Source organism: Neorhizobium sp. DAR64860/K0K1 (assembly GCF_050500205.1).
Classification (GTDB): Bacteria; Pseudomonadota; Alphaproteobacteria; order Rhizobiales; family Rhizobiaceae; genus Neorhizobium; species Neorhizobium soli.
In genome coordinates this window covers 1,709,790-1,735,050 of the sequence record NZ_CP191459.1, presented here as the reverse complement: position 1 = coordinate 1,735,050, position 25,261 = coordinate 1,709,790, and the positions used below count along the sequence as shown (strand labels likewise).

The window sequence follows — 25,261 nt, the reverse complement described above, 5'->3', positions numbered from 1 at the left end:
GGGTTAAAAGGGTACCATGACATTTCTCGGCATTTCCGGCATGCAATATTCCGGCGAATCTTTGGCGAATGCGCGCATATTGCTTGCGGAAGATTCTAACGTATTTACGTCGATGGTCGGGACCCGATTGAAAGAACTGTTCGGCATCGAGATTGAGATCTGCCGTAACTTCGAAGATCTGCAGCTTGCTTACGATCGCTCCACCGAGCCTGTCACGCTTGCGATCTCCAACATCAACCTCCCGGGTGCTGAAAACGGAGAGGCGCTGGAATACCTGATCGATCTGTCGATCCCGACCATCGTCTTTACCGGCACCTTCCAGCAGGAAACACGCGATAGGCTACTGGCCAAGGATATCGTGGATTATATCCTGAAGGACAACGTCTTTGCGGTCGACATGCTGGCGGAATCGGTTTGCCGGTTCCTGACCAACCACCGCCATCACGTCCTGATCGTCGATGATAGCATGACCGCCCGCGCATTGCTGTCGAGTCGTCTGAAGCGCTATAACTTTAGGGTCAGTGTCGCCGAGAACGGCGCCAAGGCCCTCGAGATCCTGAAGAAGAGCCCCGATATCGGTCTCGTCGTCACCGACTACAACATGCCCGATATCGATGGTTTCGAACTGACGCGCCGCATCCGCTCGGTTCGCGGTTCCCACGAACTGCGCGTGATCGGCGTGTCTTCGTCGTCGGACCGGCTGCTTTCCGCCCGGTTCTTGAAGGCCGGCGGCAATGACTTCATGTTGCGGCCCTTCATCGACGAGGAGTTCTACTGCCGCGTCAACCAGAACCTGGATACGCTGATCCAGATCCGCACGATGCGCTCGAAGGCTCCAGCAGCCGACGTCAGGAACGTTGCCTGATTTCTTGAGAGCTGCTGAGTGTGCAAAGCGAGCAGCACCTCATATCGATGGGGTGCCGCTCTTTAAAAAACTTACACCACGACCCCGGTGCGTGCGGTGTTGAGCGAAAGCTTGCGCTCTGCGCGTTCCTGCTGGGGTGAGCGGTTGTAGACCTCGCGGTAACACTTGGAAAAATGAGACGCCGACACGAACCCGCAGGCGACCGCAACCTCGACGACCGGCATCGAGGACTGCACCAGCAGATGCCGGGCGCGGTCAAGGCGGATCTCGAGATAGTAGCGGGCAGGGGATCGGCCCATTTCCTGCCGGAACAGACGCTCTATCTGGCGGCGGGACAGGCCGACATCGTCGGCGATTTCGACCAGTGACAGCGGCTCGGCCAGATTGTTTTCCATCAGCTCTATGATCTGCAGAACCTTGGAGTTCTGGACCCCGAGCCTGGCACGCAAGGGAAGACGCTGGCGGTCATGCGGGTTGCGGACGCGATCTGTCAGCTGCTGTTCGCAGACACGGTTGACGAGATTGTCGCCGAAATCCTGGCCGATCAGGTTCAGCATCATGTCGAGTGACGCGGTGCCGCCAGCGCAGGTATAGAGGTTGGAGTCGACCTCGTAGAGATCCGCATAGACTTCCGCCTGTGGAAACGCTTCTGCAAAACCCGGGAGGTTCTCCCAGTGGATCGCGCAGCGCTTGCCGTTCAGGAGCCCCGCCTGCGCCAGAATATGCGCCCCGGTGCAAAGGCTTCCGACAGCCGTGCCGCGGTTATAGGTCTCGCGCAGCCAGGCGTTGACAGATTTGTTGTTGAACTCCTCCACATAGATGCCGGAACACATCAGCACCATGCTGGGGCGATGCTCACCGCTCAGGTGACGGCGTTCGTCTGCAAGAGAGGAATTGACTTCGAGACCGATACCACTGGACGAGTAGACCTTCTCGCCATCGACGGAACAGAGGCGCCAGGTATAGGCGGCGTAGCCAAGCATGCGGTTTGCGATCCGCAGGGTTTCGACGGCGGCTGCAAAGGGCAGCATCGTAAAATGCGGCACAAGAAAGAAAACGAGCGCGCGTTTCTTCGCGTGCCCACGGTTTGTTATATCCATGTCGCTGTTCCCTTCGCTGGCCGCCGTTGATCCGGTCGTTTCTTTAAAAGCGACATTGACACGGAAGGCGGTGACGGAGAAGGACATTTGACGACGGCGAAATGTCAAATTTGCGACGTCCAAAGGTCGCACACACTATAATCTGGTTAACAGGCGATCAAAAAAGACGCAGCCTCAAGACCTGCCTGCATGTCGCATGCAGGCCATGAGTGTTGCGCATCAATGGCGCTTGAGGTCGTTGTCGGTGGATGGCCAACCGATATCCTTGCGGATTTCTGGTGGCAGGCCCTCAAGGACCTGTTCATTTTGACGGCGGCGCCATGCGTCCCGCAGGTTTGAAACGATGCTGCGGGCAAGCCCGACGTATGTCGCAAACGACGACTGCGATGTTCGTGGCTGTACACTCTCACGATAGGTCATGATGCTCATCGATTTTCTCCTTGGGGCTCTCGTTCGAGCACTGGACGCGGGTTCAAAGTGAACTGCTGTCAGTCATCAAAAAAGAGAATTAAAATGATCCATCCCATCAAAATTAGTTTTGTTTTGAAATGGCGTGTCGTGTTTCCAAGGGTGCGACCTGTTTGACTTTCAATCAAACGAAATGATATGGTGCTTAGGTTCAATTTAATTGATGGTGATGACGATGACCGTTCCGTTTCGACCGCCTCTTCCATTGCTCGATATCGACATCCTCAGAACCTTTGTTGCCATTGCCGAGACGGGCAACTTTTCGACTGCGGCCGAAGCGGTTCTGCGAACGCCGTCGGCCGTGTCCATGCAGATCAAGAAGCTCGAAGAACAGTTGAAGACGACGCTGTTCCTGCGGGACGCGCGATCCGTGTCGTTGACGCAGAATGGCGAAATGCTTCTGTCCTATGCGCGCCGGATGCTCGCTCTATCGAACGAAGCGGTCTCGCGATTCGTCATGCCCGATCTAGCGGGCGTCGTGAGGCTGGGCGCTCCCGATGATATCGCCGAGCGGTTACTTCCAAAGCTCCTGAAGGATTTCGGAGAGAGCTTTCCGGGGATCATGGTCGATGTCACCGTCGACCAGAGCCTGCAGTTACGCCGGCGGATGGATGAGCAGCGGCTGGATCTCACCCTGATCAACTGCGCGACAAGGCCGTTCCCGACCACCGGTGAAGTGATCCATTCCGAACGGCTCGTCTGGGCCGGTGCTAAATGCGGCAATGCCTACTTGCGTGATCCGCTACCGATCTCCGTCTGGGAGGATGGGTGCGTGTGGCGGCAGGATGCGATCTCTCAGCTCGATCGCCACAAGCGCTCCTATCGTATCGCCTATGCGAGCTCCCATACGATGGCGCAGCGCGCAGCAGTCGTGTCCGACCTTGCGATCGCACCATTCCCGCTTTCCTATGTCACGAGCGACATGCAGGTTCTGGGCGCCAAGGAAGGGCTGCCAGAACTCATCAGCTTCGACATTCGGCTTCTAACCGCGCCCCATCTCTCGGCCCCGGCCAAGGCTGTCGCGGAAAGCATGAGGGAAGCGTTCGGCGCGCTGGCAACGGCGGCCTGAACTCGGGCATTTCCGTGAGCATCACCAGATCTTCTTGGTGATGCCGTGATAAAGCCACGTCCAGATCGGCGGCGGAAAGCGCAGGGCTGATGGCCCGGATGGTTCATACGGCTTCAGATTGCCCGTGATCGCATCCTGGATTGCTTTGATTGCGATATCCGTCGCGGATGCCGTCATCAGGAGCGGATAGGTTGCCATCGTGTCGGAACGGGCCGGAGATATCCGTTTCTCGTAAAGCGTTCCGCCGGTATCGACCCCGTTGTCAACGAGATGGACGGTTGCCCCGAAATTCTGCGCATCGCCTTCCACGAGAGCCCAGTACCCGCCCATCTGGCCACGATACATCGGGTTGATGCCGGCGTGGAAGTTGATCACGGGGCAGGGGATCGCGGCAAGCGTTCGGGATGACAGGATACGGCAGGATATCGTGAAGACGACTGCCGGTCGGATTGCACTTACCGCAGCGTGACACGAAGCGTCATTCAGGGACGATACGGATGTCACAGGAACTGCCGGGTTGGAAGCCGCTATCAACCCGTGCTCGTGAATGATCTCTTCAGACCGTCTCGCTGCGATGCCTTTGCCGAGCCGTGACGCAATCATCGTAGCCAGCTGACCAAGCGCATGCATCCATCCAAACCGCTTCGCGCGCCGCTTCAGAAGCACCGATTTCCGTTCCGCTTCCTCCTGGATAACGTGGAGATCAGAAAACTCCCGATGGATGGCATTGATCATCACCTGCGGGTTTATGCCGCCAGCAGTCATGATCAAAACCCGAGAAGATGAATGTTCCGTCATGGGCCTGCCCCGTAATTGACCGCGTAGCGTGCGCGCTCATAGTAACGGGGAAAGATTGGCAAATTCACACCGACCTCTCGGTTCGCGCGCTGCGACAACCGATTTGTCCTGTATCATTGTGCTGGAACCGGCGGTGAAGTCATCGGGCGCGATCGGGCTGTTGCCAAAAAGCATCACAGCGGTCGCTAAGAGACACATCACATTTGATCACGTGAACTTTTTCCGAGCTGGAACGTTCCTGTGCCGGAAATTGATTTTCCGAACGATTTGATCTTCATCCAGGGAGTTTTCTAACATGACGGCAAAGACAGTCACGGTTATCGCCGCACTTTTCGTAACGGCAGCTTCGCTCAGCTCGTGTGGCAACACGATCCGCGGCGTAGGCCAGGACACGGCGAACACCGTGAACGCCACCCAGGACGCCGGCCACCGCGTTGGCAAGGCTGCACAGTAATTAGTTACTCCCCAGCTCCGCTGTCGGCCATCACGTGCCGGCAGCGAGGCTGCTGAGGTGCCCCGCAGCGAGGGGCAGGGCGGTCTTGGCGTACAAGCTACGGCCAGTTTCGATGCGCTTTGCTCGACTTGATCAGACTCGAGCCTTTGGATAGGCGCGCTCGAAGCCGCCTGACTGATCAAGACCCTTCTTGAACGCCTGATAAGCCGGGTGCTGGCTGGATTTCGCCGCTTCCGCAATGCGGATCTGAAGCCGCGCCGGCGCTGCATTGCCGAGCCATCCACCAGATTTTTCCAGTTTCAAAGAGTTGAGAAACCGTCCTTCACTCGCCTGATCCAGGTAGAGATGCAGACCCGACAGGAGAAGGTCATCGCTCGACGGGTTCTCCATCAACAGAACAAGCCAGGACTGCTGTTCGGCCGACCGGTTCTCGAAACTCTCGGCAACGGTCTCGCGGCTGCCAATTGGCGAAATGTTGCTCACGTCTTCATCCTTTACCGTGATCGTTTCACGCCAGATCCACGCCTCCACACCGTGGGGAGCGCCGTCCTGACCTTTGTCGATCTTATCGCCCAACATGTCGACCTTGTCGATAAGGACGTCGGCATATGGCCGGTTGGCTTCAGAACGGTCCGACGCCGAGCCCTGTCATTCCGCAGCGATCCGTGCCTCCTCCGATGATGCAGGGCTGACCATGGCAGAAATGATGGTGTGCAGGTCGAGCGTCCCGACAGGCGCTCCAGTCGGATCTGTAACCGTTGCCCGTGTCAGGCTCGCCTCGCAGATCGCTCTCGCAGCGGCTTCGATCGTCGTGTTGCCCGCAAGCCTGATGCCGTCAGTCAGACCGTCGAACGGTTTCATGACGGTTTTTGCCTGCAACACACGCCCTCGGTTCACCTCCTTGACGAAGGCGGTGATGTAGTCATCAGCCGGTGACAGGACGATATCTTGGCCGGTTCCCTGCTGCACCACTTCGCCATCGCGCAGAATGGCAATCTTGTCACCCAGTCTCAGCGCCTCGTCGAGATCATGGGTGATGAATACGACGGTCTTCTTGAGCTCTGCCTGGAGATCGAGAAGCACGGTCTGCATATCCACGCGGATTAGCGGATCGAGCGCGGAATAGGCCTCGTCCATCAAAAGGATGTCGGCATCGTTGGTCAGCGCCCGTGCGAGGCCGACGCGTTGCTGCATGCCGCCGGAAAGCTGGTTCGGGTAGTGGTTCTCGAAGCCGGAGAGGCCGACCCGCTCGATCCAGTACTGGCCTTTCTTGAAGCTTTCCGCGCGAGGCACGCCCTGGATATCCAACCCGTAGACGGTGTTCTCGATCACGGTCCGATGCGGCAGGAGCGCGAATTTCTGAAACACCATCGCCGTCTTGTGCCGACGGAATTCCCGAAGATCGTTTTCGCTCATCGTGCACACGTCGACGCCGTCATAGACGACTTCGCCGTAGGTCGGGTCTATCAGCCGGTTGATATGGCGGATCAGGGTCGATTTGCCGGAACCAGACAGACCCATGACGACCGTGATGCCGCCCGCCGGCATGGATATGTTGATGTCTTTCAGGCCGAGCACATGACCGTGGTTCTTGTTGAGCTCGGTCTTCGTCATGCCCGCCTTGATGGCGTCGATATACTGGCGACCGTTCGCGCCGAAGATTTTGTAGAGACCTTTGATCTCGATGCCGTGACTAGCCATGGACCACCTCCGAATGTTTTTGCAGGCGCTTGCCGAATGCCTGGCTTGTTCGGTCGAAAATGATGGCGATCGCAACAAGCGCGAAACCGTTCATGATGCCGAACGTAAAGAACTGGTTGTTGATCGCCTGCAGCGTGTTGCGGCCAAGCCCGCCGACGCCGACCATGGATGCGACTACGACCATCGCCAGCGACATCATGATCGTCTGGTTGATCCCGGCCATGATTGTCGGCAGGGCCAGCGGCATCTGCACGTTCTTCAGCTTCTGGCTTGGCGACGAACCGAACGCATCTGCAGCTTCGAGCACTTCCTTGTCGACAAGCCGGATGCCGAGATTGGTCAGGCGGATCATTGGCGGGACCGCATAGATGACCACCGCAATCAGTCCCGGAACTTTGCCGATACCGAAAATCATCACCACGGGGATGAGGTAGACAAAGCTCGGCAGGGTCTGCATCACGTCGAGAACCGGGTTGACGCTTGCCTGCGCGCGGTCGGACCGCGCCATCAGGATGCCGATAGGGATGCCGACGATGATGGAGATGAGAGTTGCGACCGTGGTGATCGCGAGCGTGATCATCGCATCGTTCCAAAGGCCGATAAAGCCAATGAACGACATTCCGAGCGCGGTACCGATGGTGATGCGGATGCTGCGGCTGCCGAGATAGACGATGGTGAGGATGACGGCGAGAACGATGATCCACGGCGAGTTGGTGAACAGCCTTTCCAGGAAGTTCAGGAACCATTGCAGGGGCTGGACGATCGTATCGATAAAGCCGGTATATTCGCGAACAAGGCTCTTGAACCCCTCATCGATGACCTTGCGCGCTTCACGGATGGAAGCGTCGCTGATCGCCGGAAAGCTACAGAGAGCGTTCGGCAGGAAGTTGCAGGTTGCCATGATGTTCCCCTTTATAGGTTGGATTTTTGGCGTAACCCGGCATGGCTGCCCGAGCGCCTTCCTGACCAAATCAGCTTCATGCACGTCTGCAATGGATAAGGCGTCGGGTTCGCGCGACCGTCAGCGGTGGACGGCTTGTCGCGACTTCTCACGCGCCTTGAGCGGGAAGCCGCAGATCGGCTTCCCTCATTGGCAAGGCTAGGCTCAGAGAGCGGCCTTTACCTTTTCAGCGACGTCGGCACTGACCCACTTGCTCCAGATTTCCGGGCTGGTTGTAAGGAAGTGCTTGGCGGCGTCTTCATTGGTGCCCTGGTTGTCGGTCTGCCAGGCGAGAACGCTGTTGATCGTGGCATTGCCCCATTTGCGGGCCTTGATGTAATCCATCGCGACGCCGGCCTTGTCGGCGAACTTCTTCGTTACGACCGTGAAGGCTTCCGAACTCGGATAGGAGTTGACCTTTGGGTTCGGGCAATCCGGAACCGCCGTGCAGGCATCCCAGTTGGCCTTGTCATGCGGCGTATCGAAGGACAGCTTCACCATCTCGTACTTGCCGAGAATCGCGGTCGGAGCCCAGTAATAGCCGAGCCAGCCGGTTTTCTTCTCGAATGCGCCGGCAATCGAGCCGTCGAGCCCGGCAGCAGAGCCGGTATCGACCAGTTCAAAGCCTTTTTCGCTTGCGCCGAGAGCCTTATAGAGGTTGGCAGTCGAGGTCTGGCAGTTCCAGCCGGACGGGCAGTTGGTGACCGCGCCCTTGGATTTGTCTTCCGGTGCCGGGAAGAGTTCGGGATGCGCAAGCGCCTGCTGAACGGTCTTGATATCCGGGTGCGCGTCCGCAAGGAATTTCGGGATCCACCATCCTTCGACAGCGCCGTCGGCAAGGATTTCCGCAGCGATGACGAGGCGTCCTTCCTTGACAGCTGCGTCGAGCGGGGTACGCACGGCGTTGACCCAGAATTCGGGTGCAAGGTCAGGCTGACCTTTTTCGTTCATCGATGTGAAGGTCGGCATCGTGTCGCCGGTCACCATTTCCACCGAGCAGCCATACCCGTTTTCGAGAATGATCTTGTCGATATGAGCGGCAACCCCTGCGGACGCCCAGTTCATCTCTGCGATTGATACCGAACCGCAGTCGGCATGGGCAGTGCCGGCAAAAGCGTAAAGACCGGCGGCGAAGGCTGCGGAAGTGAGGAGTTTCTTCATGTGTAAGACCTCCCAGTCTTATTCTTGACAGTGTTCAACTCTGGAGGCGCCGATAGCCGGCACCCGATGACTGCGGCTTTGTGCGATCAACCGGTAGATGTGATTGCACCGGCCAGCTGGCCTCATGCGTCTTTTATACGCCAGCGAATGATGTCACAGGCGTTGCGCAATAATGTGTCAGCAGTATCAGCCTACGTTTTCCGAAGCAGAAATCAACTGTCCGCGAGTAATAGCACAATAACGGGCATATCACCAAGCCCTTGTAAGATATCGTGTTCGCCTCTTTTGTGACGACAAAAGCGCCATCGCCGGCAATAACTAAGCAAACTCTGCAACCAGCAGCAGCCCGTTCATGCAGTCGGCACTTTGTCACGTCCGATATTTGACGTTTAGTGGCTGATTAGCGCCCTCGCTGTCGCAAAGAAAAATTCACGCAGTGTGGGGAAAAAAAATTGAAACTGCAGGCATTGGTAACGCGCTAATAACCATACGGTAAGAATGTACGCGTAGATGTTGCCGCCATGGTCGTCCTCGAACGACTTGGCGCCGGATCAGGTAGTGCGTACCGGACGCCATAACCATTTTGCAGTGACGCAAGCGATCTCGAAATGAAAGATCGCGCTATGGTTGCGTCAATGTCGACTTTTGGGTTCTGATTTCACATCAGCCAGCGCTGAACGTACGGATGAAACCGAGCAGCGAAAAGCGCGTGTCGAGTTCCATGGCGCGGGTCTGACGATCACGACGCGGAAGGCTCGAATTCCAGGCAATCTGAACGCCATCATTGTTCATGAAGATGTAAAGCATCGGTGTTTCCTCAAAGGCTTCGTAGACCGAAGCCATGTCGTTTTCATATGCGCTCAGATACGCGGCGAACCAGCGCGTTTCAACGCAACAAGTCGGCAGCGCATGTCGCAAACAGAATGCCCATTGAGAAAGTTGTGAGATCGCGCCCCTAAATGTCTAACCCGCATGGGATTGACGGGCGACCTTCAACGAGTCAACATGGCGCTGCAATGCAAATCCAGAGCAAACACCAGCAGGGCCGGACGCCTTCCTCATCTACGAATTGTCCGGTCCCTTTCTCTGCGATCGGCCTGCTGCCATGACCCGCTCCGGGCGCGTCGTCCTTGTCCTTGGCGGCGCCAGATCCGGCAAGTCATCCTTCGCTGAAAAACTTAGCGGCGAAACCGGTCTCAACAGGCACTACATTGCCACAGGCCGCGCCTATGACGCCGAGATGGAAGAACGCATTCTGCGCCATCAAGCCGACCGTGGCACGGGCTGGATCACCCACGAAACACCGTTGAACCTCGCAGCCAACCTTCGCAGCATAGACTCTGATGATGTCGTCATCCTCGTCGACTGCCTCACGCTGTGGGTGACGAACCTGATGATGGCGGAGGCAGACATTGCCTTAGCCTCTGAAGGACTTCTGTCTTATCTGAGGGATACTGCTTCGACCGTCATCCTCGTGTCGAATGAAGTCGGTCTCGGTATCGTGCCGGACAATCGCATGGCGCGAGACTTCCGCGATCATGCCGGCCGCCTGCATCAGGCAATCGCAGCCGTGGCAGACGATGTATTTCTCGTGGCCGCCGGCTTACCGCTGAAGATGAAGGGGTGACGGGCTATACTGGTTTCGGTCGGGAGATAATCTAGAACCCCAGCCAGATACGAACCGGATGAGCCGGATTGGCGATCAGTTTGGTCGCAAGCGCAATGCATGAGATCACCAGCAGCGGCTTGATGATTTTCGCACCGTTCCGCATCGCCAGTCGCGACCCGATCTGCGCACCGATGAACTGGCCAACGCCCATCATCAGGCCGATCTTCCAGAGCACCGATCCCGACGCTGCAAACACCAGAAACGACCCGAAGTTGGAGCCGAGATTGATGAGCTTCGTGTGGGCGGTCGCCTTGAGCAGTCCGAAGCCGGCGAGCAGAACGAAGCCCAGCATATAAAATGAACCGGCCCCAGGCCCGAAGACGCCATCGTAGAGCCCGACGATCGGCACGGCGGTCAGCCCGAAAACGAACGGCGTCACCCGTCGGTGACTTTCCAGATCGCCGAGATTGGGTTTGATCGCAAAGAAGATTGCGATTGCCACCAGCAGAAAGGGGATCGCGGTCGTCAGGAATTCGGCTGGAACGATGGAGGCAAGCAGCGCACCGATGGCGCCGCCGAGCGCCGCCATGGCTGCCATCGGCAGCTGCTCTTTCAGCTTCACATGGCCCTTGCGCGCATAGGCGATTGTTGCCGATGCCGAGCCGAACTGGGATTGCAGCTTGTTCGTCGCGATCGATTCCAGCGGCGGAATGCCGGCAATGAGCAGGACGGGGATGGTGATCAGCCCGCCGCCACCCGCAATCGAATCAACGAACCCCGCGAAGATGGCTGCGAGGAAAAGAAGAAAAAGCAGCTGAAATGCAATGTCGCTCAAGGCTGGCGCTCTGCGTGAAGGAGAGGAGGGGAAATGGCGGAGGGATGCGCGCCGGCTTGTGGCACCGAATCGGTGATCCGGCAATAGGGGGGGCGCTGGCAGCGGTTGCAGATTGCGGCTGCATTGCAGTAAACCGTTGCGGCGCTATGTTGCGCGATGAACGGCCGCTGGCTGGCGGCGAGCATTTCAAGGTATTCGCATGCAAAAAGTCATATTCGATACTGACCCCGGCGTAGACGACGCCATGGCGCTGCTGTTTCTGCATCGCCATCCGGATATCGATCTTCTCGGCGTGACAACGGTGTTCGGAAATGCCTCGATCGAACTGACCACGCGCAACGCCCAGTTCCTGCACAAGGAGTGGGGCATCGACGCGCCCATCGCCAAAGGGGCGGGCAAGACGCTTGATCCGTCGCGGGTCGAGCAACACTCGCCAACGGTCGTGCACGGCGAGGATGGCCTCGGCAATATCGGCGTGCCTCTCGAAATCGATTGGCCGCTCGATCCGCGCGAGGCATCGCAATTCATCATCGATACGATCAGGGCCAATCCCGGCGAAATCACCATTGTCGCGGTCGGTCGCATGACCAACCTGGCTTTGGCGCTGCAGGCTGATCCGGAGATCGCAGGCCTGACCAAGCAGGTGGTGATCATGGGCGGCGCTTTCGACGTCAATGGCAATGTGACGCCAGCAGCCGAAGCAAATATTCACGGCGATCCGGATGCCGCCGATATCGTCTTTACCGCGCCGTGGAACGTCATTGCTTTCGGCCTCGACGTCACCATGAAGACGATGATGTCGTCAGATGATATGGCTGAGTTGGCCAAGGGTGGCGATAAGGCGCTAACACTCCTGTCCGACCTTTCGCAGTTCTATATCGATTTCTACCGCCAGGGCGCGGGTCTCGATGGAATGGCAATCCACGACAGCTGTGCCTGCGTCTATCTGGTGGCGCCCGATCTGTTCAAACTCCGCAGCGGCCCTGTCCGCGTGGTCTGCGGCGGCATTGCCGATGGCGAGACGATCCAGGCGCCTGACACAGGCCGACGGTTCGTCGATAGTCCTTGGGATGATCAGCCAAGCCAGAAGGTCGCGGTCGGTGTCCAACCCGAAAAGGTCCTGGACGTTATCCGTGTCGCGCTGACGGCAGGTCGGCCGGCCTAGCCCTCTTCAAATTTGAGGGCGGTTTGGCATTCTGACCGATCGGCAATCGATGTTTAGGCAACAATGTAGCGGCAAATTGGCGCCGTCTTGTTGGAACCCATTGGCATTTTCGATTGGTTTCCTTATGTGGAACACCGAATACAGACTTTTTAAAAGGACATGGGCGTGACTGCTACATTCGACAAAGTTGCCGACATCATCGCTGAAACCAGCGAGATCGACCGCGAGACGATCACGCCGGAGAGCCACACGATCGACGATCTTGGCATCGACAGCCTGGACTTCCTCGACATCGTTTTCGCAATCGACAAGGAATTCGGGATCAAGATTCCGCTCGAGCAGTGGACCCAGGAAGTGAACGAGGGCAAGGTCTCGACGGAGGAATACTTCGTTCTGAAGAACCTCTGCGCCAAGATCGACGAACTGAAGGCGGCAAAGGGCTAAAGCCCAAAGCCGACGCAAGTTCATGCTGCTTGAATATTTCCAGATGATTGATCGGGTGGAAACGCTTGATCTCGCGGGAAAGACGCTGACTGCACGCTCGGTCGTTCCTGAAAAGAGCCCTGTTTTCGAAGGGCACTTTCCGGGAATGCCGCTCGTGCCGGGCGTGCTTTTGATCGAAACCATGGCGCAGGCATCCGGAATGCTGGTACTTGCGGCGACCGATTTCGCCGCGATGCCATTTCTGATGTCGGTGGACAGTGCCAAGATGCGTGCGTTTGTCGAGCCGAACGCCGTGCTCGACATCGAGGCGTTTCTGGAGCATGAGGGTTCCGGCTACATGGTGACAAAGGCAAAGATTACGTCGGGCGGCAAGAAGGTGTGCGATGCGCAGCTCAAGCTGCGGACCATGCCTTTCAGTGAAGTTCCGCTGGCGCCGATCGTGCGCAAGCGCGCCGAAGAGATCGGCCTCATTGCGGCGATGCAAGCCGGCACCTGACGCAAAGCCTTCGGGAATAATGCGGCCCGGACGGACCGGTTCTAAAGTGTCCCGTCGTGCCTGATGTCGTCGCTGGTCAATGGCCGCGCAAAGAGGACAGTTATGAAGTCTGACAATGATGTGGTGATTACCGGGGTCGGCATCGTGACCTCGCTCGGCGTCGGCATTGAGCCGCATGTCGCGTTTCTGACGGGATCGTCCATCGACGAGCCCAAGGTCGAAACGGAGCGTTTCAAACCCTATCCTGTCCATCCCATGCCTGAGATCGACTGGTCGGCCCAGATCGCCAAGCGCGGCGATCAGCGCCAGATGGAGAACTGGCAGCGTCTCGGCGTTTTCGCCGCAGGGCTCGCTCTCGACGACGCCGGCCTGAAGACGGATGCGGATGCCTGCGCCTCGATGGACATGATCGTTGCAGCCGGCGGCGGTGAGCGCGACATCAAGGTCAACTCGCTGATTGTCGACGAAGCCCTGAAGCGCAACGATCGCGACATGGTCTTGAACGAGAAGCTGACGACGGAGCTCCGTCCGACATTGTTCCTTGCCCAGCTTTCGAACCTGATGGCGGGCAATATCTCGATCGTCCACAAGGTCACCGGCTCGTCCCGCACCTTCATGGGCGAAGAATCGGCCGGTATCTCGGCCATCGAAACCGCCTTCCACCGCATCAAGGCGGGCCAGTCGAGCCACAGTCTCGTCGGTGGCGCCTTCGTGGCGGAACGGGCTGATATTCTTCTGCTGGTCGAGGGCATCCGTGCCCACGCGACAGGCGGCTGGCAGCCATTGTGGTCTCGCTCGCCGGACAATGGCGGCGGAATGATCACCGGTTCGGTGGGCGCCTTCCTGGTGCTCGAATCCCGCGGCTACGCGCAGGCGCGTGGTGCACGGATCTATGCAACGATCGATGCCGTCGAAGGCGATCGCGGCAACCGCGACGATGGCGGGCTCGAGAAGCGCATGTCGCGGCTCACCGCCCACGGCACGCAGGGGGCGGAAACTGTCGTGTTCTCCGGCGCGAGCGGCATGGTCGATCTCGCGAAGCGCGAAAAGACAGCGCTCGAGCAGGCTTTCCCGGGTTCCGCGATCCGCGGCTTTGGCGGCGTTACGGGCCACGCGATGGAAGCGCAGTTCCCGCTCGGCATCGCCCTTGCAGCGCTGACGCTCGAATCGACTGCCAAGGTCCCGGCCTTCGACGCCGCAAACGAGACGCCGATGGCGTCCCCGGCAAAGCAGGCGATTGTCACTACAGTTGGATATACGCGCGGCGAGGGGATTGCTGTCCTCTCTGCTGAAGCGTGAAGGAGACAGTCATGAGTGACAACCGCTTCACGGATCATCTCGGCCGGCCCATCGTCGCGGTAACCGGCATGGGCGTCATCACCTCGCTCGGACAGGGCCTTGAGGACAACTGGTCAGCGTTGACCTCTGGCACGTCGGGCATCCACAAGATCACCCGTTTTCCGACCGAAGGCCTTTCGACCCGCATCAGCGGCACGGTGGACTTCATCAAGGTGCCGGCCGAGAACTCGGTCGAGCGTTCCTTTGCCTTTGCTCGCGAGACGACCGCGGAGGCGATGGCACAAGCCGGATTGTCCGGCGATTTCGACGGACCGCTGTTTCTGGCAGCGCCGCCGGTTGAGCCGGAATGGTCCGACCGTTTCGCGCTCGCAGACCGTGCACCGCCATCGACACAGGAGGGCGACGCCTACGATCGCTTTCTGACGGCCATGCGCGAGCGTCCTGATCCTGTCTTTCTCGAAGCCGTCCAGTTCGGTTCGATTTCGGAGCGCCTGGCCGACAAGTTTGGTACCCGTGGCCTGCCCGTAACGCTTTCAACCGCCTGCGCCTCTGGTGCAACCGCGATCCAGCTCGGCGTCGAAGCGATCCGTCAGGGTCGTACCGACAAGGCTCTGGTCGCAGCGACCGACGGTTCTGTCAGCGTCGAGGCACTCGTGCGCTTCTCGCTTCTGTCTGCGCTTTCGACGCAAAATGATCCGCCGGAAAAGGCGTCCAAGCCGTTCAGCAAGGATCGCGACGGCTTTGTCATCGCGGAAGGCGCGGCAACGCTCGTTCTGGAATCCCTGCAGTCGGCTATCGCGCGCGGCGCCAAGGTGCTCGGCATCGTCAAGGGTCTCGGCGAAAAGGCCGATCACTTCCACCGCACCCGCTCGTCCCCGGACGGCGGCCCGGCGATCGCCACGATCCGGGCGGCGCTTGAAGATGCGGGCATGGACGAAAGCGGCATCGGCTATATCAACGCTCACGGCACATCGACGCCGGAAAACGACAAGATGGAATATAGCTCCATGCTCGCCGTGTTCGGCGAGGGGCTGAAGGGGATTCCGGTATCGTCGAACAAGTCGATGATCGGTCATACGCTGACGGCAGCCGGTGCTGTCGAAGCCGTATTCTCGATCCAGACGATGCTGACCGGCACTCTGCCGCCGACCATCAACTACACCAATGCCGATCCGACGATCGAGCTGGATGTGGTGCCGAATGTGAAGCGGGACGGTGCGCCAAGGGCGGTTCTGTCCAATTCCTTCGGCTTCGGCGGCCAGAACGCCAGCCTTGTCATGACGCTGGAACCGGCGTAAGGCGAGCCCCCAAGACTTTTGGTAGACTTTTGAACGCTCCAACGGGCGAAGGATGACTTGTTATGCGCGCGCTGCAACTGATTGATGACCGCAAGCTCGAAGCCGTCGATATTCCCGAGCCGGAAGCGCCGGGTCCCGGCGAGGTAACGTTGCGCGTCAAGGCCGTTGCCCTCAATCACATCGACGTCTGGGGCTGGCGCGGCATGGCATTTGCCAAGCGCAAGATGCCGCTGACGATCGGCGCCGAGGCCTCCGGCATCGTGGAAGCCATCGGTCCGGGCGTCTCGAATGTTCTGCCCGGCCAGCTCGTGTCGATTTACGGCGCCCGTACCTGCGGCCTCTGCAAGCCCTGCCGCGAAAAGCGCGACAACCTCTGCGAAAACGTCTCCGGTGTGCACGGCTTCCATCTCGACGGCTTTGCCCAGGAAAAGGCCAATCTCCCGGCCCGTCTTCTCGTTCCGGCACCTCCGGGCGTCGATGCCGTCGCGGCAGCGCTTGCGCCTGTGACGTTCGGCACGGTCGAGCATATGCTGTTCGACAACGCCAAGCTCCAGCCCGGCGAGACGATCCTCATTCACGCCGGCGGCTCGGGCATCGGATCTGCCGCCATCCAGCTGGCAAAGAAAATGGGCTGCACGGTCATCACCACGGTCGGCTCGGACGACAAGATCGAAAAGGCGAAGGCACTCGGCGCCGATCATGTCATCAACTACCGTGTGGATCGCTTCGAAGGCGTCGTGCGCAAGCTGACCAAGAAGAAGGGCGTCGATGTCGTCTTCGAACATGTCGGCAAGGATACCTGGGCGGGTTCCATGCTGTGCATGAAGCGCGGCGGACGCCTCGTCACTTGCGGCTCCACCTCGGGTGTTTCCACCGACCTCAATCTGATGATGCTGTTCCAGCAGCAGTTGAAGCTCATCGGCTCGTTTGGCTGCCGCATGGAGAACATGGCCGATGCCATGCAGAAGATGGCCCAGGGCATCGTTCATCCGGTGATCGACACAGAAGTCACGTTCGATGAAATCCACAAGGCACTTGCCCGCATGGAGAGCCGCCAGATCTTCGGCAAGATCGTCCTGAGGATGGACTGACCACGGATGAAGATGGTCATTACCCGGATTGTTCTGAAGCTTATCCACTTCCGCCAGTGGCTGGTGGCGCAGCTCACGTTCGGGCTGCTGAATTTCCTGAAGATCTTTCCGGCGGATCCGGCGATCCGGTTTGCCGATCGCTTCGCGCGTTATATCGGGCCTAAATTCTGGCGTCACAAGCTGATGATGACCAATCTGCGCAACGCCTTTCCTGAAAAGGAAGAGGCGGAGCTGCAGGAGATCGCGGTCGCCAGCTGGGGACATATGGGCAGGCTTGCCGCCGAATATGTCTTTCTCGACAGGCTGTTCGACTTTGACCCGGAACAGAAAGAGCCGGGCAGGGTGGAAGTTTCGGGCACCCCGATCTTCCTCGATCTGGTCGAAAACCCGCGGCCGTTTATCGTCTTTACCGCCCATACCGGCAATTTCGAGCTCCTGCCTGTCGCCGGCAAGGCCTTTGGTCTCGAGGTCATGGTGTTGTTCCGTCCGCCGAACAACCCTTACATCGCGGATAAGGTCTTCTCGTTCCGCAGTGCCCGCATGGGGCAGCTCGTGCCGTCGCATGCGGGGTCATCGTTCTCGCTGGCGAGGCGCCTGGACGCGGGCGGGGGGGTCGGTGTCCTCGTCGACCAGAAGTTCAGAAAAGGGTTGTCGACCAATTTCTTCGGACGCCCTGTTAAAACGAACCCGCTTCTTGCCAAGCTCGTGCGTCAGTTTGATGCGGATGTCTATCCGGCCCGCTGCATCCGTCTCCCGAACAATCGTTTTCGCCTTGAGATAGAGCCTCGCATCGAACTTCCGCGCGACGAACGCGGCAATCTCGACATCCAGGGCACGTCTCAGGTCCTGAACGACAAGGTCGAATCCTGGGTGCGGGAATACCCTGAACAGTGGCTGTGGTATCACGACCGCTGGCACATCAAGAAAACGGTCACGGATTGATTTCCTGAAGCCACAATTCTCGTGGGTTGCAAGCGTCTACGGGTATTTACCGGCCATTTTTAGGGGCCGTTTTTGAGACTACATTTAACGTGTGATGTATTATACGAGATTGGCCGCAGTCGTCTCAGAGGGCCACGGCTGACGTGAGGCTCGTGTGGAGAGGGCATTGTCTTGCAAGCATTGATCGATCTTTTCTGGTCGAAATATGGAGAGCTACAGCAGGCGATCGACCGCGAAGACGAGGCTTTGACAGCCAGTCTCGACCGCGAACTTGATCCTTTGCTCCTGGCGATCTTTGGCAGCGCCGAATCCGATGCCGGCAGCATTCAAGCCCAGTTTCGTTTTGCGCTCGACCTCCTGAATGAGGAAGCGGACGATCGCAGCTGCGTTCGGCGCAACGCTCACCTCCTGCAGACCCTGGTCGAGCGGTATCTTGCACCGCAGACGACCTGTGCGGAAGCGCTGGGAGCTCCCGGTGGGGCGCAGGACCAATCGTCGCCGATCGACCAAGCCGTCTCCAGCGGCATTCTCGACGATTCCCTCCTGAACCAGCTTTCGGACCGCATTCTTGTCGTCGCTCCCGGTTATCGCATTCTCTATTCCAACGAGACGAACGCGCAGCGGCTGAACATTCCCCGTGAGGAACTCGTCGGCCGGCATATCGGGGAATTTGTCGGTCTCCATCGATTTCGAAACGAGTTCAAGCCGAACCTGGACCGCTGCTTCGAAGGCGAAAGCACGTCGGTCACCTATGCAGATCAAGTCGGAGGCGAGACGCTTGTGCTTCGCTGCCGCATGTCGCCGTTCCAGCGGTCTTCAACGATGATCGGTGTTCTCCTGGTCATTCAAGAGACCGCCGATCGGCGGAAGAGGCCTGCGGCCTGACGCTCAGCGTTCCATGATTGCCCTCAACGACTGCAGATCCTTAAGGACATGCGCGGCATCCGCTTCGTGCGCCGCATCGTCGGTACCGGGTTGGCGCATAAGAGTGAACAGAACTTCAGCTCCATCACCGTTCGGTATGATACGCAGCGCGTTGTCCATCGACATCCCGTTTTCCAACGTGACCCTGTGATCGATCACGCCGAAGTCGTTGTCGGGAGCGAAGCGAACACGGATTGTTCCAACCGGACCGCCATCGCCGATCCAGTCTTCACCTTCGGCGCGCAGGTCTGCGGCAAGGCCGGAAGCCCAGCTTGCCATGTTTTCCGGACGCCTTGCAAATGCGTAGACATCCCTCCAGTTCCGCTCGATCGAGAGGTGGATTACGCGTGCGGGCATGACCGTCATGAAGGCCTCCTTGGGTTCTACGCCGAGTGGCATGCCACTCGGAAATCCTCTTGATCGCACAAGCCGGCGCATCCGCGAATAAACGGGCTCGCTTTCGTCTTAGCCTTGCCGTTTGGAAACGAGGATGCCAAAACAGCGTCAAATTAAAACTGGAGGCATATCCGTGGAACAGGCAGAAATCGGTCTTATCGGTCTTGGCGTTATGGGTGCAAACCTCGCGCTCAACATCGCGGAAAAAGGCAACAAGATCGCCGTCTTCAACCGGACAGCGGAAGTTACCAAGAAATTCTACGCCGAGGCGGGCGCGTTGCAAGGCCAGATCGTTCCTTGCGAGACCTTGGAAGAATTCATCGCTGCAATCCGGCCCCCACGCCCGATCATCATCATGATCAAGGCCGGCGATCCGGTCGATCAGCAGATGGAGCTCCTGAAGCCCTATCTTTCGCAGGGCGACATCATGATCGATGCCGGCAACGCCAACTTCCGCGATACGATGCGCCGTTTCGAAAACCTCGAAGGTTCCGGCCTGACCTTTATCGGCATGGGCGTATCCGGTGGGGAAGAAGGCGCACGCCATGGACCGTCGATCATGGTCGGCGGTGCTGAGGAAAGCTGGAAGCGCGTCGAAAAGGTGCTGACCTCGATCTCCGCAAAATTCCACGATGAACCCTGCGTCGCCTGGCTCGGTGAAAACGGCGCCGGCCATTTCGTGAAAACGATCCATAACGGCATCGAATACGCTGACATGCAGATGATTGCCGAAATCTACGGCATCCTGCGCGATGGTCTCGGCATGGGCGCCACCGAAATCGGCGACGTCTTCGGCAAGTGGAATACCGGCCGCCTGAATTCGTACCTGATCGAGATTTCGGAAAAGGTCCTGAAGGCAAAGGACCCGATCTCCGGCAAGCCGATGGTCGACGTGATCGTTGATTCCGCCGGCCAGAAGGGCACCGGCAAGTGGTCGGTCATCGAAGCCCAGAACATGGGTGTCGCGGCAACCGCGATCGAGGCCGCCGTCGCCGGGCGTGTTCTGTCGTCTCAGCGCACCGAGCGCCTCGCCGCAGAAAAGCAGTTCGGATTGCCGAAGTCGATCGATGCGCCGGCAGACAGCGCGGCGTTCCTCGCCGATCTCGAAAACGCGCTGCTTGCGGCCAAGATCGGCGCCTATGCGCAGGGCTTTGCCGTCATGGCTGCCGCCTCCAAGGAGTATGGCTGGAACCTGCCGATGCCGACGATCGCCAAGATCTGGCGCGATGGCTGCATCATCCGTTCTGCCTTCCTCGATGAGATCACCTCGGCCTTCTCGAAGGACCCGGATGTTGCAAACCTGATCGTGACACCGGCGTTTGCCCAGATGGTCGCAGACACCGATGGCGCACTGCGCCGCGTGGTCTCCTATGCCGTCATGTCCGGCCTGCCGGTTCCGGCGCTCTCGTCCGCGCTGTCTTATTTCGATGCCTACCGTCGTGGACGCGGCACTGCGAACCTCATCCAGGCGCAGCGCGACTTCTTTGGTGCCCACGGTTTCGATCGCCTCGACGGCGTCGACAAGCACCATGGCCCGTGGGGCAGCGGACTAGCCGACTTCGCCTAAGACTATTTTGCAAACACCGAAAGCCCGGCCAAGGGCCGGGCTTTTTGCATTCGATCAGTCCTGTGGTGACTTGATCGACCATTCCGGTTGGCTGACGCTTTGCAAAAGCTCTGGGGCCGCCCCATCGATTCGGGCCAGCAAGGCCTTTGCAAGTTCCCGTCCCGCCCAACGGATATCCTCGTTTACAGCAAGGATTTCCGGCCTGATCCAGTTGAGAAATTCGGCCGACTGCTTTGACACGATATCGACATTGCGGCCGAGTTTTCGACCGGAAGCTTCAAGGCCTGAGGCGATCGCGATCGTTGCAGAGCCGCTCATCGAAATGATTCCATCAGGCGGTTGCGGAAGCCGCGACAGCTTCTCCGAATAGGCTCTGATATCCTCCAGCGACGTCTCCGTCGTGATCCGTCCCATCGGAACCTCGCTCAAGCCGAAATCGGCAAGCGCCCGTTCGAAGCCGATGCGGCTGTGGGCATAGTATGCAAACCTGCTCTGCGGGGCGAGCAGACAGATATGCCGCCTGCCTCGCTTGGCGAGCCGCTCGACCGCCTGATAGGCAAACGCCGTGTTGTCGAAGTCGTGGTAGGGGTGCTCGATCCCCATACTGGTTCGGCCGTGGGTGACGAAAGGCAGGTTGCGCTCCGTCATCAGCCGCACACGCGGATCGTCCGGCTCGATCCTCGAGATGATCACGCCATCTGCCGATCCCGTATCGAGGATATAGCGCACCGGCACCATCGGGTCTTTCTCGAACGAGTGGGGCGTCAACACGAGGTGATATTGCGTGCCCCCGAGAACCTCGGAAATGCCCTGAACCATCTGGCTGGAAAAGCCCATCAGTTCCTGTTCGATGCTGAGCACGAGCGCGATCACATTGGTCTTGCCTGTGCGCAACCGGACGCCCGCCCGGTTCGGGTGATAGCCGAGCTGGCCGGCCACAAGTCGAACGCGTTCCTTTGTGTCGGCCCCAATGTCGGGTGCATCCTTGAGGGCCCGCGACACCGTCGTGATACCCAGCCCCGTCATGTAGGCAATTGTCTTAAGGGTCGGGCGTTGATTGCCGATCGTCCCAAAGGATCTACGTTTGTCTTCATCCATGGCTGCAGCTTTCTCGGAGATCACCGGCGACTGCGACCTTCTCCACAAGCACCGTTCATACGGTAAAAAACTGCAACGATACAGTCCTATTTTCGCTGAAAACCAACGACTTGCCGTCGATATACCCGTTACAACGCAGACGCACAATTCTTTTGCGTCTGCGAAGAAGGATCAATTCAATAATCCTATAAAGCATTGTTATGTAACGAGATAAGTGCATCAACACGAAGCACGCGGGCTGCTGTCGGACATCGCTGCGAACCTGCTCCGAATCTTTCACGCGATTTTCGGTTGCCCTCCATCGATGTTTGTCCTAGCCTTTTACTGCAACGTTTCAGTGAGGGAGGAGACTCATGCGCATCCGTGCTTTTGCAGCCGCTATGGCTGCCACCGTGGCATTGCCGTGCTTTGTTCAGGCAGCCGATCTTGAGGTCACCCATTGGTGGACGTCGGGGGGAGAGGCTGCAGCTGTCAAGGAACTGGCGAGCGCTTTCAATGCTACCGGCAACAAATGGGTTGATGGTGCCATCGCAGGTTCGGGAGGAACCGCGCGGCCGATCATGATCAGCCGGATCACCGGTGGTGACCCGATGGGCGCCACGCAGTTCAACCACGGCCGGCAGGCCGAAGAACTGGTCCAGTCAGGTCTCATGCGAGACCTGAGCGATGTGGCTGAGAAGGGCAAGTGGAAAGAGGTTATCAAGCCTGCCAACCTGCTCGACAGCTGCACGTTCGAGGGCAAGATCTATTGTGCCCCGATCAACATCCACTCGTGGCAATGGCTGTGGCTCTCGAACGCAGCCTTCAAGACGGCAGGCGTTGCCGTTCCGAAGGACTGGAACGAGTTCGTCGCAGCAGCGCCCGCGCTCAAGAAGGCCGGTATCCAGCCTTTGGCACTGGGTGGTCAGCCGTGGCAGGCCAATGGCTTGTTCGATACCTTGCTGATCTCGCTGGGCGGCAAAGACCTCTACGAGAAGGTCTACAAGGACAAGGACGCAAAGGTTGCTGCAGGGCCTGAAATGGCCAAGATCTTTGCAGCCGCCGACAAGGCACGCGAACTCGCCAAGGGTTCGAACGTACAGGACTGGAACCAGGCAACCAACATGGTGCTGACCGGCAAGGCCGGTGGCCAGGTCATGGGTGACTGGGCACAGGGTGAGTTCTCGTTGGCAGGAAAGACTGCCGGGACCGACTACACCTGCCTGCCAGGGCTCGGCATCAATGACGTGCTCACCACCAACGGCGATGCGATCTATTTCCCATTGCTGAAGGACGAGGCAAAATCGGAGGCGCAGAACGTTCTCGCCGAAACGATCGTCGATCCGAAGCTACAGGTCGCTTTTAACCTGAAAAAGGGATCGGTTCCGATCCGTGGCGATATCGACATGGCAGCCGCCAACGACTGCATGAAGAAGGGTATCGCGATCATCGCCAAGGGTAACACCGCCACCAGCACCGACCAGCTTGTGTCTGCCGATACGCAGAAACAGAAGGAAGATCTGATGTCGGAGTTCTTCAGCAGCTCCATCTCCGTGAAGGATGCTCAGGCGCGCTTCGTCGATATCATCAGCTCTGCGGACTGACACCGCTTCAAATCGCTGACCTTGACCGGCCCCGCATCACCGCGGGGCCGGCCCGGAAACCTGCGGCCTTCACGCTGCAGCCGATCGAGGACAACACATGGCGAAAACCCATCAATCTGCCAGACCAAACCAGCTTTTTCGCAACCTGAACTCGAAAATTGCCTCCCTTCCGATGATCTTCGTCGCGCTGGTGATTTTCCTCGGCGGTTCCGTATGGACCGTCATTTACTCATTCACCAATTCGAGACTGCTGCCGCGGGCAACATTCGTCGGGCTTGATCAATACGAGCGCCTGTGGGGCTCGGCGCGTTGGCTGATCTCGATCCAGAATCTCGCGATCTACGGCATCCTGTCGCTGATCTTCAGCCTCGTTGTCGGCTTTGTGCTCGCCGCGCTGATGGACCAGAAGATCCGCTTCGAAAACGTTTTCCGGACGATCTTTCTCTATCCGTTCGCGCTCTCGTTCATCGTCACCGGCCTCGTCTGGCAATGGATATTGAACCCCGAATTCGGCATCCAGCACATCGTCCGGTCGCTCGGTTGGGAGACCTTCGAATTCAATCCGGTCTATGACCCCGACATCGTCATCTACGGCATCCTGATTGCCGGGCTGTGGCAGGGCACGGGGCTCGTCATGTGCCTGATGCTGGCAGGTCTGCGCGGCATCGACGAGGATATCTGGAAGGCGTCGCGCGTCGACGGCATCCCCATGTGGCGGACCTACCTCTTCATCGTCATCCCGATGATGCGTCCGGTCTTCATCACCACGCTGGTCATCATCGCGAGCGGCATCGTCAAGCTCTACGATCTCGTCGTGGCGCAGACCTCAGGCGGCCCCGGCAACGCGTCCGAAGTGCCTGCGAAATACGTCTACGACTACATGTTTCAGGCGCAGAACCTTGGCCAGGGCTTTGCCGCATCGACCATGATGCTGCTGACCGTCGCCATCATCATTGTCCCATGGGCTTATCTCGAATTCGGAGGTCGCAAGCGTGGCTAACGTTTCCACTTTCGACACCACATCGACCGTCGTCACAGATGCCACAGTGCTGGCGACAACACCGTCACGCGCTCTGGAGGGCCCGAGCGGTCGCAAACCAAAGCGCAGGCTTTCACGCCGCAATATCATCCTCTATGGCACGCTCGGCCTTGCGGCGCTTTACTACCTTCTGCCGCTATACGTAATGGTCGTGACATCGCTGAAGGGAATGCCCGAGATACGCATGGGCAACGTTTTCTCGCCGCCCATGGAGATCACATTCGAGCCCTGGGTAAAGGCATGGGCAGAAGCCTGCACCGGCCTCAATTGCGACGGCCTGTCACGCGGCTTCTGGAACTCCGTCCGCATCCTGTTGCCATCTGTGGTGGTCTCGATCTTTATCGCCTCGGTCAGCGGCTACTCGCTCGCCAACTGGCGGTTCAAAGGGTCGGAACTGTTCTTTTCCATCCTGATCATCGGGGCCTTCATTCCGTATCAGGTTATGATCTATCCGATCGTCATCATCCTGCGTGAAATGGGGATCTACGGAACCCTGACCGGCCTCATCATCGTCCATACCATCTTCGGCATGCCGATCCTGACGCTGCTGTTCCGCAACTATTTCACCTCGCTGCCCGAAGAACTGTTCAAGGCGGCGCGCATCGATGGTGCCGGGTTCTGGCAGATCTACGGGCGCATCATGTTGCCCATGGCACTGCCGATCTTCGTCGTGGCGATGATTCTGCAGGTCACCGGCATCTGGAACGACTTCCTGTTCGGCGTCGTCTTCACGCGGCCCGACAGCTACCCGATGACGGTGCAGCTCAACAACATCGTCAACTCCGTGCAGGGGGTGAAGGAATACAACGTCAACATGGCGGCGACGCTTCTGACCGGCGCTGTTCCTCTCATCGTCTATTTCGTATCCGGCCGCCTTTTCGTCCGCGGCATCGCCGCTGGCGCAGTGAAGGGATGACCC

The 25,261-nt window shown here is 58.6% G+C and carries 27 protein-coding genes; 16 read left to right on the top strand and 11 right to left on the bottom strand.

Annotated features, from left to right (window positions below; all coding sequences use genetic code 11):
• Positions 1 to 16 precede the first annotated feature (16 nt).
• Positions 17 to 865, top strand: coding sequence for a response regulator (locus ACQY1J_RS13015; RefSeq protein ID WP_174196706.1), 849 nt, complete (start codon positions 17 to 19; stop codon positions 863 to 865).
• A 71-nt stretch (positions 866 to 936) separates the two neighbouring features.
• Here ACQY1J_RS13015 and ACQY1J_RS13010 read toward each other — a convergent pair whose 3' ends face one another.
• Both ACQY1J_RS13010 and ACQY1J_RS13005 read right to left on the bottom strand, forming a co-directional pair.
• Positions 937 to 1,965 carry a GlxA family transcriptional regulator gene (locus tag ACQY1J_RS13010; protein ID WP_062458093.1) on the bottom strand — a complete coding sequence of 343 codons (1,029 nt, stop codon included), beginning with the start codon at positions 1,963 to 1,965 and terminating at the stop codon, positions 937 to 939.
• 219 nt (positions 1,966 to 2,184) lie between these two features.
• Positions 2,185 to 2,394: a hypothetical protein gene (locus tag ACQY1J_RS13005; RefSeq protein WP_430251844.1), complete on the bottom strand. Its 210-nt coding sequence runs from the start codon at positions 2,392 to 2,394 to the stop codon at positions 2,185 to 2,187.
• 214 nt (positions 2,395 to 2,608) lie between these two features.
• On the opposite strand from ACQY1J_RS13005, the gene ACQY1J_RS13000 reads away from it, so the two are divergent.
• Positions 2,609 to 3,502 carry a LysR family transcriptional regulator gene (locus ACQY1J_RS13000; protein ID WP_062458089.1) on the top strand — a complete coding sequence of 298 codons (894 nt, stop codon included), beginning with the start codon at positions 2,609 to 2,611 and terminating at the stop codon, positions 3,500 to 3,502.
• Between the two features lie 21 nt (positions 3,503 to 3,523).
• Here the strand turns inward: ACQY1J_RS13000 and ACQY1J_RS12995 are convergent, their stop codons facing one another.
• Positions 3,524 to 4,300 (bottom strand): formyl transferase, encoded by a 777-nt coding sequence (locus ACQY1J_RS12995; RefSeq protein ID WP_430251842.1) that lies wholly within the window; start codon positions 4,298 to 4,300, stop codon positions 3,524 to 3,526.
• Between the two features lie 295 nt (positions 4,301 to 4,595).
• Here ACQY1J_RS12995 and ACQY1J_RS12990 point away from each other — a divergent pair, with 295 nt between their 5' ends.
• Positions 4,596 to 4,754, top strand: coding sequence for an entericidin (locus tag ACQY1J_RS12990; protein WP_062457192.1), 159 nt, complete (start codon positions 4,596 to 4,598; stop codon positions 4,752 to 4,754).
• Positions 4,755 to 4,886: 132 nt separating this feature from the next.
• Here ACQY1J_RS12990 and ACQY1J_RS12985 read toward each other — a convergent pair whose 3' ends face one another.
• From ACQY1J_RS12985 to ACQY1J_RS12965, 5 genes are all read right to left on the bottom strand, one after another.
• Complete coding sequence (locus ACQY1J_RS12985; protein ID WP_062458086.1) at positions 4,887 to 5,237, bottom strand: hypothetical protein; 351 nt, start codon at positions 5,235 to 5,237, stop codon at positions 4,887 to 4,889.
• A 165-nt stretch (positions 5,238 to 5,402) separates the two neighbouring features.
• Positions 5,403 to 6,455, bottom strand: coding sequence for a quaternary amine ABC transporter ATP-binding protein (locus tag ACQY1J_RS12980; RefSeq protein ID WP_113166482.1), 1,053 nt, complete (start codon positions 6,453 to 6,455; stop codon positions 5,403 to 5,405).
• Positions 6,448 to 7,356 carry an ABC transporter permease gene (locus tag ACQY1J_RS12975; protein WP_062457186.1) on the bottom strand — a complete coding sequence of 303 codons (909 nt, stop codon included), beginning with the start codon at positions 7,354 to 7,356 and terminating at the stop codon, positions 6,448 to 6,450. Before ACQY1J_RS12975 ends, ACQY1J_RS12980 begins: the two co-directional genes overlap by 8 nt.
• 204 nt (positions 7,357 to 7,560) lie before the next feature.
• Positions 7,561 to 8,556, bottom strand: a complete 996-nt coding sequence (locus tag ACQY1J_RS12970) for an ABC transporter substrate-binding protein (protein ID WP_092662231.1) — start codon at positions 8,554 to 8,556, stop codon at positions 7,561 to 7,563.
• Positions 8,557 to 9,219: 663 nt separating this feature from the next.
• Complete coding sequence (locus ACQY1J_RS12965; protein WP_430251840.1) at positions 9,220 to 9,399, bottom strand: hypothetical protein; 180 nt, start codon at positions 9,397 to 9,399, stop codon at positions 9,220 to 9,222.
• Positions 9,400 to 9,661: 262 nt separating this feature from the next.
• Here ACQY1J_RS12965 and cobU point away from each other — a divergent pair, with 262 nt between their 5' ends.
• Positions 9,662 to 10,183, top strand: coding sequence for a bifunctional adenosylcobinamide kinase/adenosylcobinamide-phosphate guanylyltransferase (gene cobU, locus ACQY1J_RS12960; RefSeq protein ID WP_062457177.1), 522 nt, complete (start codon positions 9,662 to 9,664; stop codon positions 10,181 to 10,183).
• A gap of 31 nt (positions 10,184 to 10,214) precedes the next feature.
• On the opposite strand, the gene ACQY1J_RS12955 is transcribed toward cobU, so the two are convergent.
• On the bottom strand, positions 10,215 to 11,000 hold the full coding sequence (locus ACQY1J_RS12955; protein ID WP_062457174.1) for a TSUP family transporter: 786 nt from the start codon (positions 10,998 to 11,000) through the stop codon (positions 10,215 to 10,217).
• A 199-nt stretch (positions 11,001 to 11,199) separates the two neighbouring features.
• Between ACQY1J_RS12955 and ACQY1J_RS12950 the strand changes: the two genes are divergently transcribed.
• The 8 genes from ACQY1J_RS12950 to ACQY1J_RS12915 all read left to right on the top strand — a co-directional run bounded on the left by ACQY1J_RS12950 (position 11,200) and on the right by ACQY1J_RS12915 (position 18,620).
• Positions 11,200 to 12,165, top strand: coding sequence for a nucleoside hydrolase (locus tag ACQY1J_RS12950; RefSeq protein ID WP_430251838.1), 966 nt, complete (start codon positions 11,200 to 11,202; stop codon positions 12,163 to 12,165).
• A gap of 159 nt (positions 12,166 to 12,324) precedes the next feature.
• Positions 12,325 to 12,609, top strand: coding sequence for an acyl carrier protein (locus ACQY1J_RS12945; protein ID WP_092662234.1), 285 nt, complete (start codon positions 12,325 to 12,327; stop codon positions 12,607 to 12,609).
• 22 nt (positions 12,610 to 12,631) lie between these two features.
• Positions 12,632 to 13,105 carry a 3-hydroxyacyl-ACP dehydratase FabZ family protein gene (locus ACQY1J_RS12940; RefSeq protein WP_062457169.1) on the top strand — a complete coding sequence of 158 codons (474 nt, stop codon included), beginning with the start codon at positions 12,632 to 12,634 and terminating at the stop codon, positions 13,103 to 13,105.
• Positions 13,106 to 13,207: 102 nt separating this feature from the next.
• Positions 13,208 to 14,404 (top strand): beta-ketoacyl-ACP synthase, encoded by a 1,197-nt coding sequence (locus tag ACQY1J_RS12935; protein WP_430251836.1) that lies wholly within the window; start codon positions 13,208 to 13,210, stop codon positions 14,402 to 14,404.
• 11 nt (positions 14,405 to 14,415) lie between these two features.
• Entirely contained in the window at positions 14,416 to 15,702 is a 1,287-nt protein-coding gene (locus ACQY1J_RS12930) for a beta-ketoacyl-ACP synthase (protein WP_430251834.1), read from the top strand.
• Between the two features lie 62 nt (positions 15,703 to 15,764).
• The gene (locus ACQY1J_RS12925) at positions 15,765 to 16,793 is read left to right on the top strand and encodes a zinc-binding dehydrogenase (protein WP_430251832.1); all 1,029 of its coding nucleotides are present in this window, start codon (positions 15,765 to 15,767) and stop codon (positions 16,791 to 16,793) included.
• 6 nt (positions 16,794 to 16,799) lie between these two features.
• Positions 16,800 to 17,735, top strand: a complete 936-nt coding sequence (locus tag ACQY1J_RS12920; RefSeq protein WP_430251830.1) for a lipid A biosynthesis lauroyl acyltransferase — start codon at positions 16,800 to 16,802, stop codon at positions 17,733 to 17,735.
• 171 nt (positions 17,736 to 17,906) lie between these two features.
• Complete coding sequence (locus tag ACQY1J_RS12915) at positions 17,907 to 18,620, top strand: PAS domain-containing protein (protein ID WP_430251828.1); 714 nt, start codon at positions 17,907 to 17,909, stop codon at positions 18,618 to 18,620.
• A gap of 3 nt (positions 18,621 to 18,623) precedes the next feature.
• Here the strand turns inward: ACQY1J_RS12915 and ACQY1J_RS12910 are convergent, their stop codons facing one another.
• A complete protein-coding gene (locus ACQY1J_RS12910) occupies positions 18,624 to 19,025 on the bottom strand; it encodes an SRPBCC family protein (protein WP_430251826.1) in 402 nt (133 codons plus the stop codon).
• A gap of 163 nt (positions 19,026 to 19,188) precedes the next feature.
• Between ACQY1J_RS12910 and gndA the strand changes: the two genes are divergently transcribed.
• The gene (gndA, locus tag ACQY1J_RS12905; RefSeq protein ID WP_430251824.1) at positions 19,189 to 20,622 is read left to right on the top strand and encodes an NADP-dependent phosphogluconate dehydrogenase; all 1,434 of its coding nucleotides are present in this window, start codon (positions 19,189 to 19,191) and stop codon (positions 20,620 to 20,622) included.
• Between the two features lie 54 nt (positions 20,623 to 20,676).
• Here gndA and ACQY1J_RS12900 read toward each other — a convergent pair whose 3' ends face one another.
• On the bottom strand, positions 20,677 to 21,720 hold the full coding sequence (locus ACQY1J_RS12900) for a LacI family transcriptional regulator (RefSeq protein WP_430251822.1): 1,044 nt from the start codon (positions 21,718 to 21,720) through the stop codon (positions 20,677 to 20,679).
• Between the two features lie 353 nt (positions 21,721 to 22,073).
• Between ACQY1J_RS12900 and ACQY1J_RS12895 the strand changes: the two genes are divergently transcribed.
• The 3 genes from ACQY1J_RS12895 (at position 22,074) to ACQY1J_RS12885 (ending at position 25,258) form a co-directional block, all read left to right on the top strand.
• Positions 22,074 to 23,303 carry an ABC transporter substrate-binding protein gene (locus ACQY1J_RS12895; RefSeq protein WP_174196697.1) on the top strand — a complete coding sequence of 410 codons (1,230 nt, stop codon included), beginning with the start codon at positions 22,074 to 22,076 and terminating at the stop codon, positions 23,301 to 23,303.
• 97 nt (positions 23,304 to 23,400) lie between these two features.
• The gene (locus tag ACQY1J_RS12890) at positions 23,401 to 24,303 is read left to right on the top strand and encodes a carbohydrate ABC transporter permease (RefSeq protein WP_430251820.1); all 903 of its coding nucleotides are present in this window, start codon (positions 23,401 to 23,403) and stop codon (positions 24,301 to 24,303) included.
• On the top strand, positions 24,296 to 25,258 hold the full coding sequence (locus ACQY1J_RS12885) for a carbohydrate ABC transporter permease (protein WP_430251818.1): 963 nt from the start codon (positions 24,296 to 24,298) through the stop codon (positions 25,256 to 25,258). Before ACQY1J_RS12890 ends, ACQY1J_RS12885 begins: the two co-directional genes overlap by 8 nt.
• Positions 25,259 to 25,261 lie beyond the last annotated feature (3 nt).

What these genes read in the sequence shown, in the direction of transcription:
- ACQY1J_RS13015 (WP_174196706.1), top strand. Translation starts at nt 17, where the DNA reads ATGACATTTCTCGGCATTTCCGGCATGCAATATTCCGGCGAATCTTTG.
- ACQY1J_RS13010 (WP_062458093.1), bottom strand. Translation starts at nt 1,965, where the DNA reads ATGGATATAACAAACCGTGGGCACGCGAAGAAACGCGCGCTCGTTTTC.
- ACQY1J_RS13005 (WP_430251844.1), bottom strand. Translation starts at nt 2,394, where the DNA reads ATGAGCATCATGACCTATCGTGAGAGTGTACAGCCACGAACATCGCAG.
- ACQY1J_RS13000 (WP_062458089.1), top strand. Translation starts at nt 2,609, where the DNA reads ATGACCGTTCCGTTTCGACCGCCTCTTCCATTGCTCGATATCGACATC.
- ACQY1J_RS12995 (WP_430251842.1), bottom strand. Translation starts at nt 4,300, where the DNA reads ATGACGGAACATTCATCTTCTCGGGTTTTGATCATGACTGCTGGCGGC.
- ACQY1J_RS12990 (WP_062457192.1), top strand. Translation starts at nt 4,596, where the DNA reads ATGACGGCAAAGACAGTCACGGTTATCGCCGCACTTTTCGTAACGGCA.
- ACQY1J_RS12980 (WP_113166482.1), bottom strand. Translation starts at nt 6,455, where the DNA reads ATGGCTAGTCACGGCATCGAGATCAAAGGTCTCTACAAAATCTTCGGC.
- ACQY1J_RS12975 (WP_062457186.1), bottom strand. Translation starts at nt 7,356, where the DNA reads ATGGCAACCTGCAACTTCCTGCCGAACGCTCTCTGTAGCTTTCCGGCG.
- ACQY1J_RS12970 (WP_092662231.1), bottom strand. Translation starts at nt 8,556, where the DNA reads ATGAAGAAACTCCTCACTTCCGCAGCCTTCGCCGCCGGTCTTTACGCT.
- ACQY1J_RS12965 (WP_430251840.1), bottom strand. Translation starts at nt 9,399, where the DNA reads ATGGCTTCGGTCTACGAAGCCTTTGAGGAAACACCGATGCTTTACATC.
- cobU (WP_062457177.1), top strand. Translation starts at nt 9,662, where the DNA reads ATGACCCGCTCCGGGCGCGTCGTCCTTGTCCTTGGCGGCGCCAGATCC.
- ACQY1J_RS12950 (WP_430251838.1), top strand. Translation starts at nt 11,200, where the DNA reads ATGCAAAAAGTCATATTCGATACTGACCCCGGCGTAGACGACGCCATG.
- ACQY1J_RS12945 (WP_092662234.1), top strand. Translation starts at nt 12,325, where the DNA reads ATGGGCGTGACTGCTACATTCGACAAAGTTGCCGACATCATCGCTGAA.
- ACQY1J_RS12940 (WP_062457169.1), top strand. Translation starts at nt 12,632, where the DNA reads ATGCTGCTTGAATATTTCCAGATGATTGATCGGGTGGAAACGCTTGAT.
- ACQY1J_RS12935 (WP_430251836.1), top strand. Translation starts at nt 13,208, where the DNA reads ATGAAGTCTGACAATGATGTGGTGATTACCGGGGTCGGCATCGTGACC.
- ACQY1J_RS12930 (WP_430251834.1), top strand. Translation starts at nt 14,416, where the DNA reads ATGAGTGACAACCGCTTCACGGATCATCTCGGCCGGCCCATCGTCGCG.
- ACQY1J_RS12925 (WP_430251832.1), top strand. Translation starts at nt 15,765, where the DNA reads ATGCGCGCGCTGCAACTGATTGATGACCGCAAGCTCGAAGCCGTCGAT.
- ACQY1J_RS12920 (WP_430251830.1), top strand. Translation starts at nt 16,800, where the DNA reads ATGAAGATGGTCATTACCCGGATTGTTCTGAAGCTTATCCACTTCCGC.
- ACQY1J_RS12910 (WP_430251826.1), bottom strand. Translation starts at nt 19,025, where the DNA reads ATGACGGTCATGCCCGCACGCGTAATCCACCTCTCGATCGAGCGGAAC.
- ACQY1J_RS12900 (WP_430251822.1), bottom strand. Translation starts at nt 21,720, where the DNA reads ATGGATGAAGACAAACGTAGATCCTTTGGGACGATCGGCAATCAACGC.
- ACQY1J_RS12895 (WP_174196697.1), top strand. Translation starts at nt 22,074, where the DNA reads ATGCGCATCCGTGCTTTTGCAGCCGCTATGGCTGCCACCGTGGCATTG.
- ACQY1J_RS12890 (WP_430251820.1), top strand. Translation starts at nt 23,401, where the DNA reads ATGGCGAAAACCCATCAATCTGCCAGACCAAACCAGCTTTTTCGCAAC.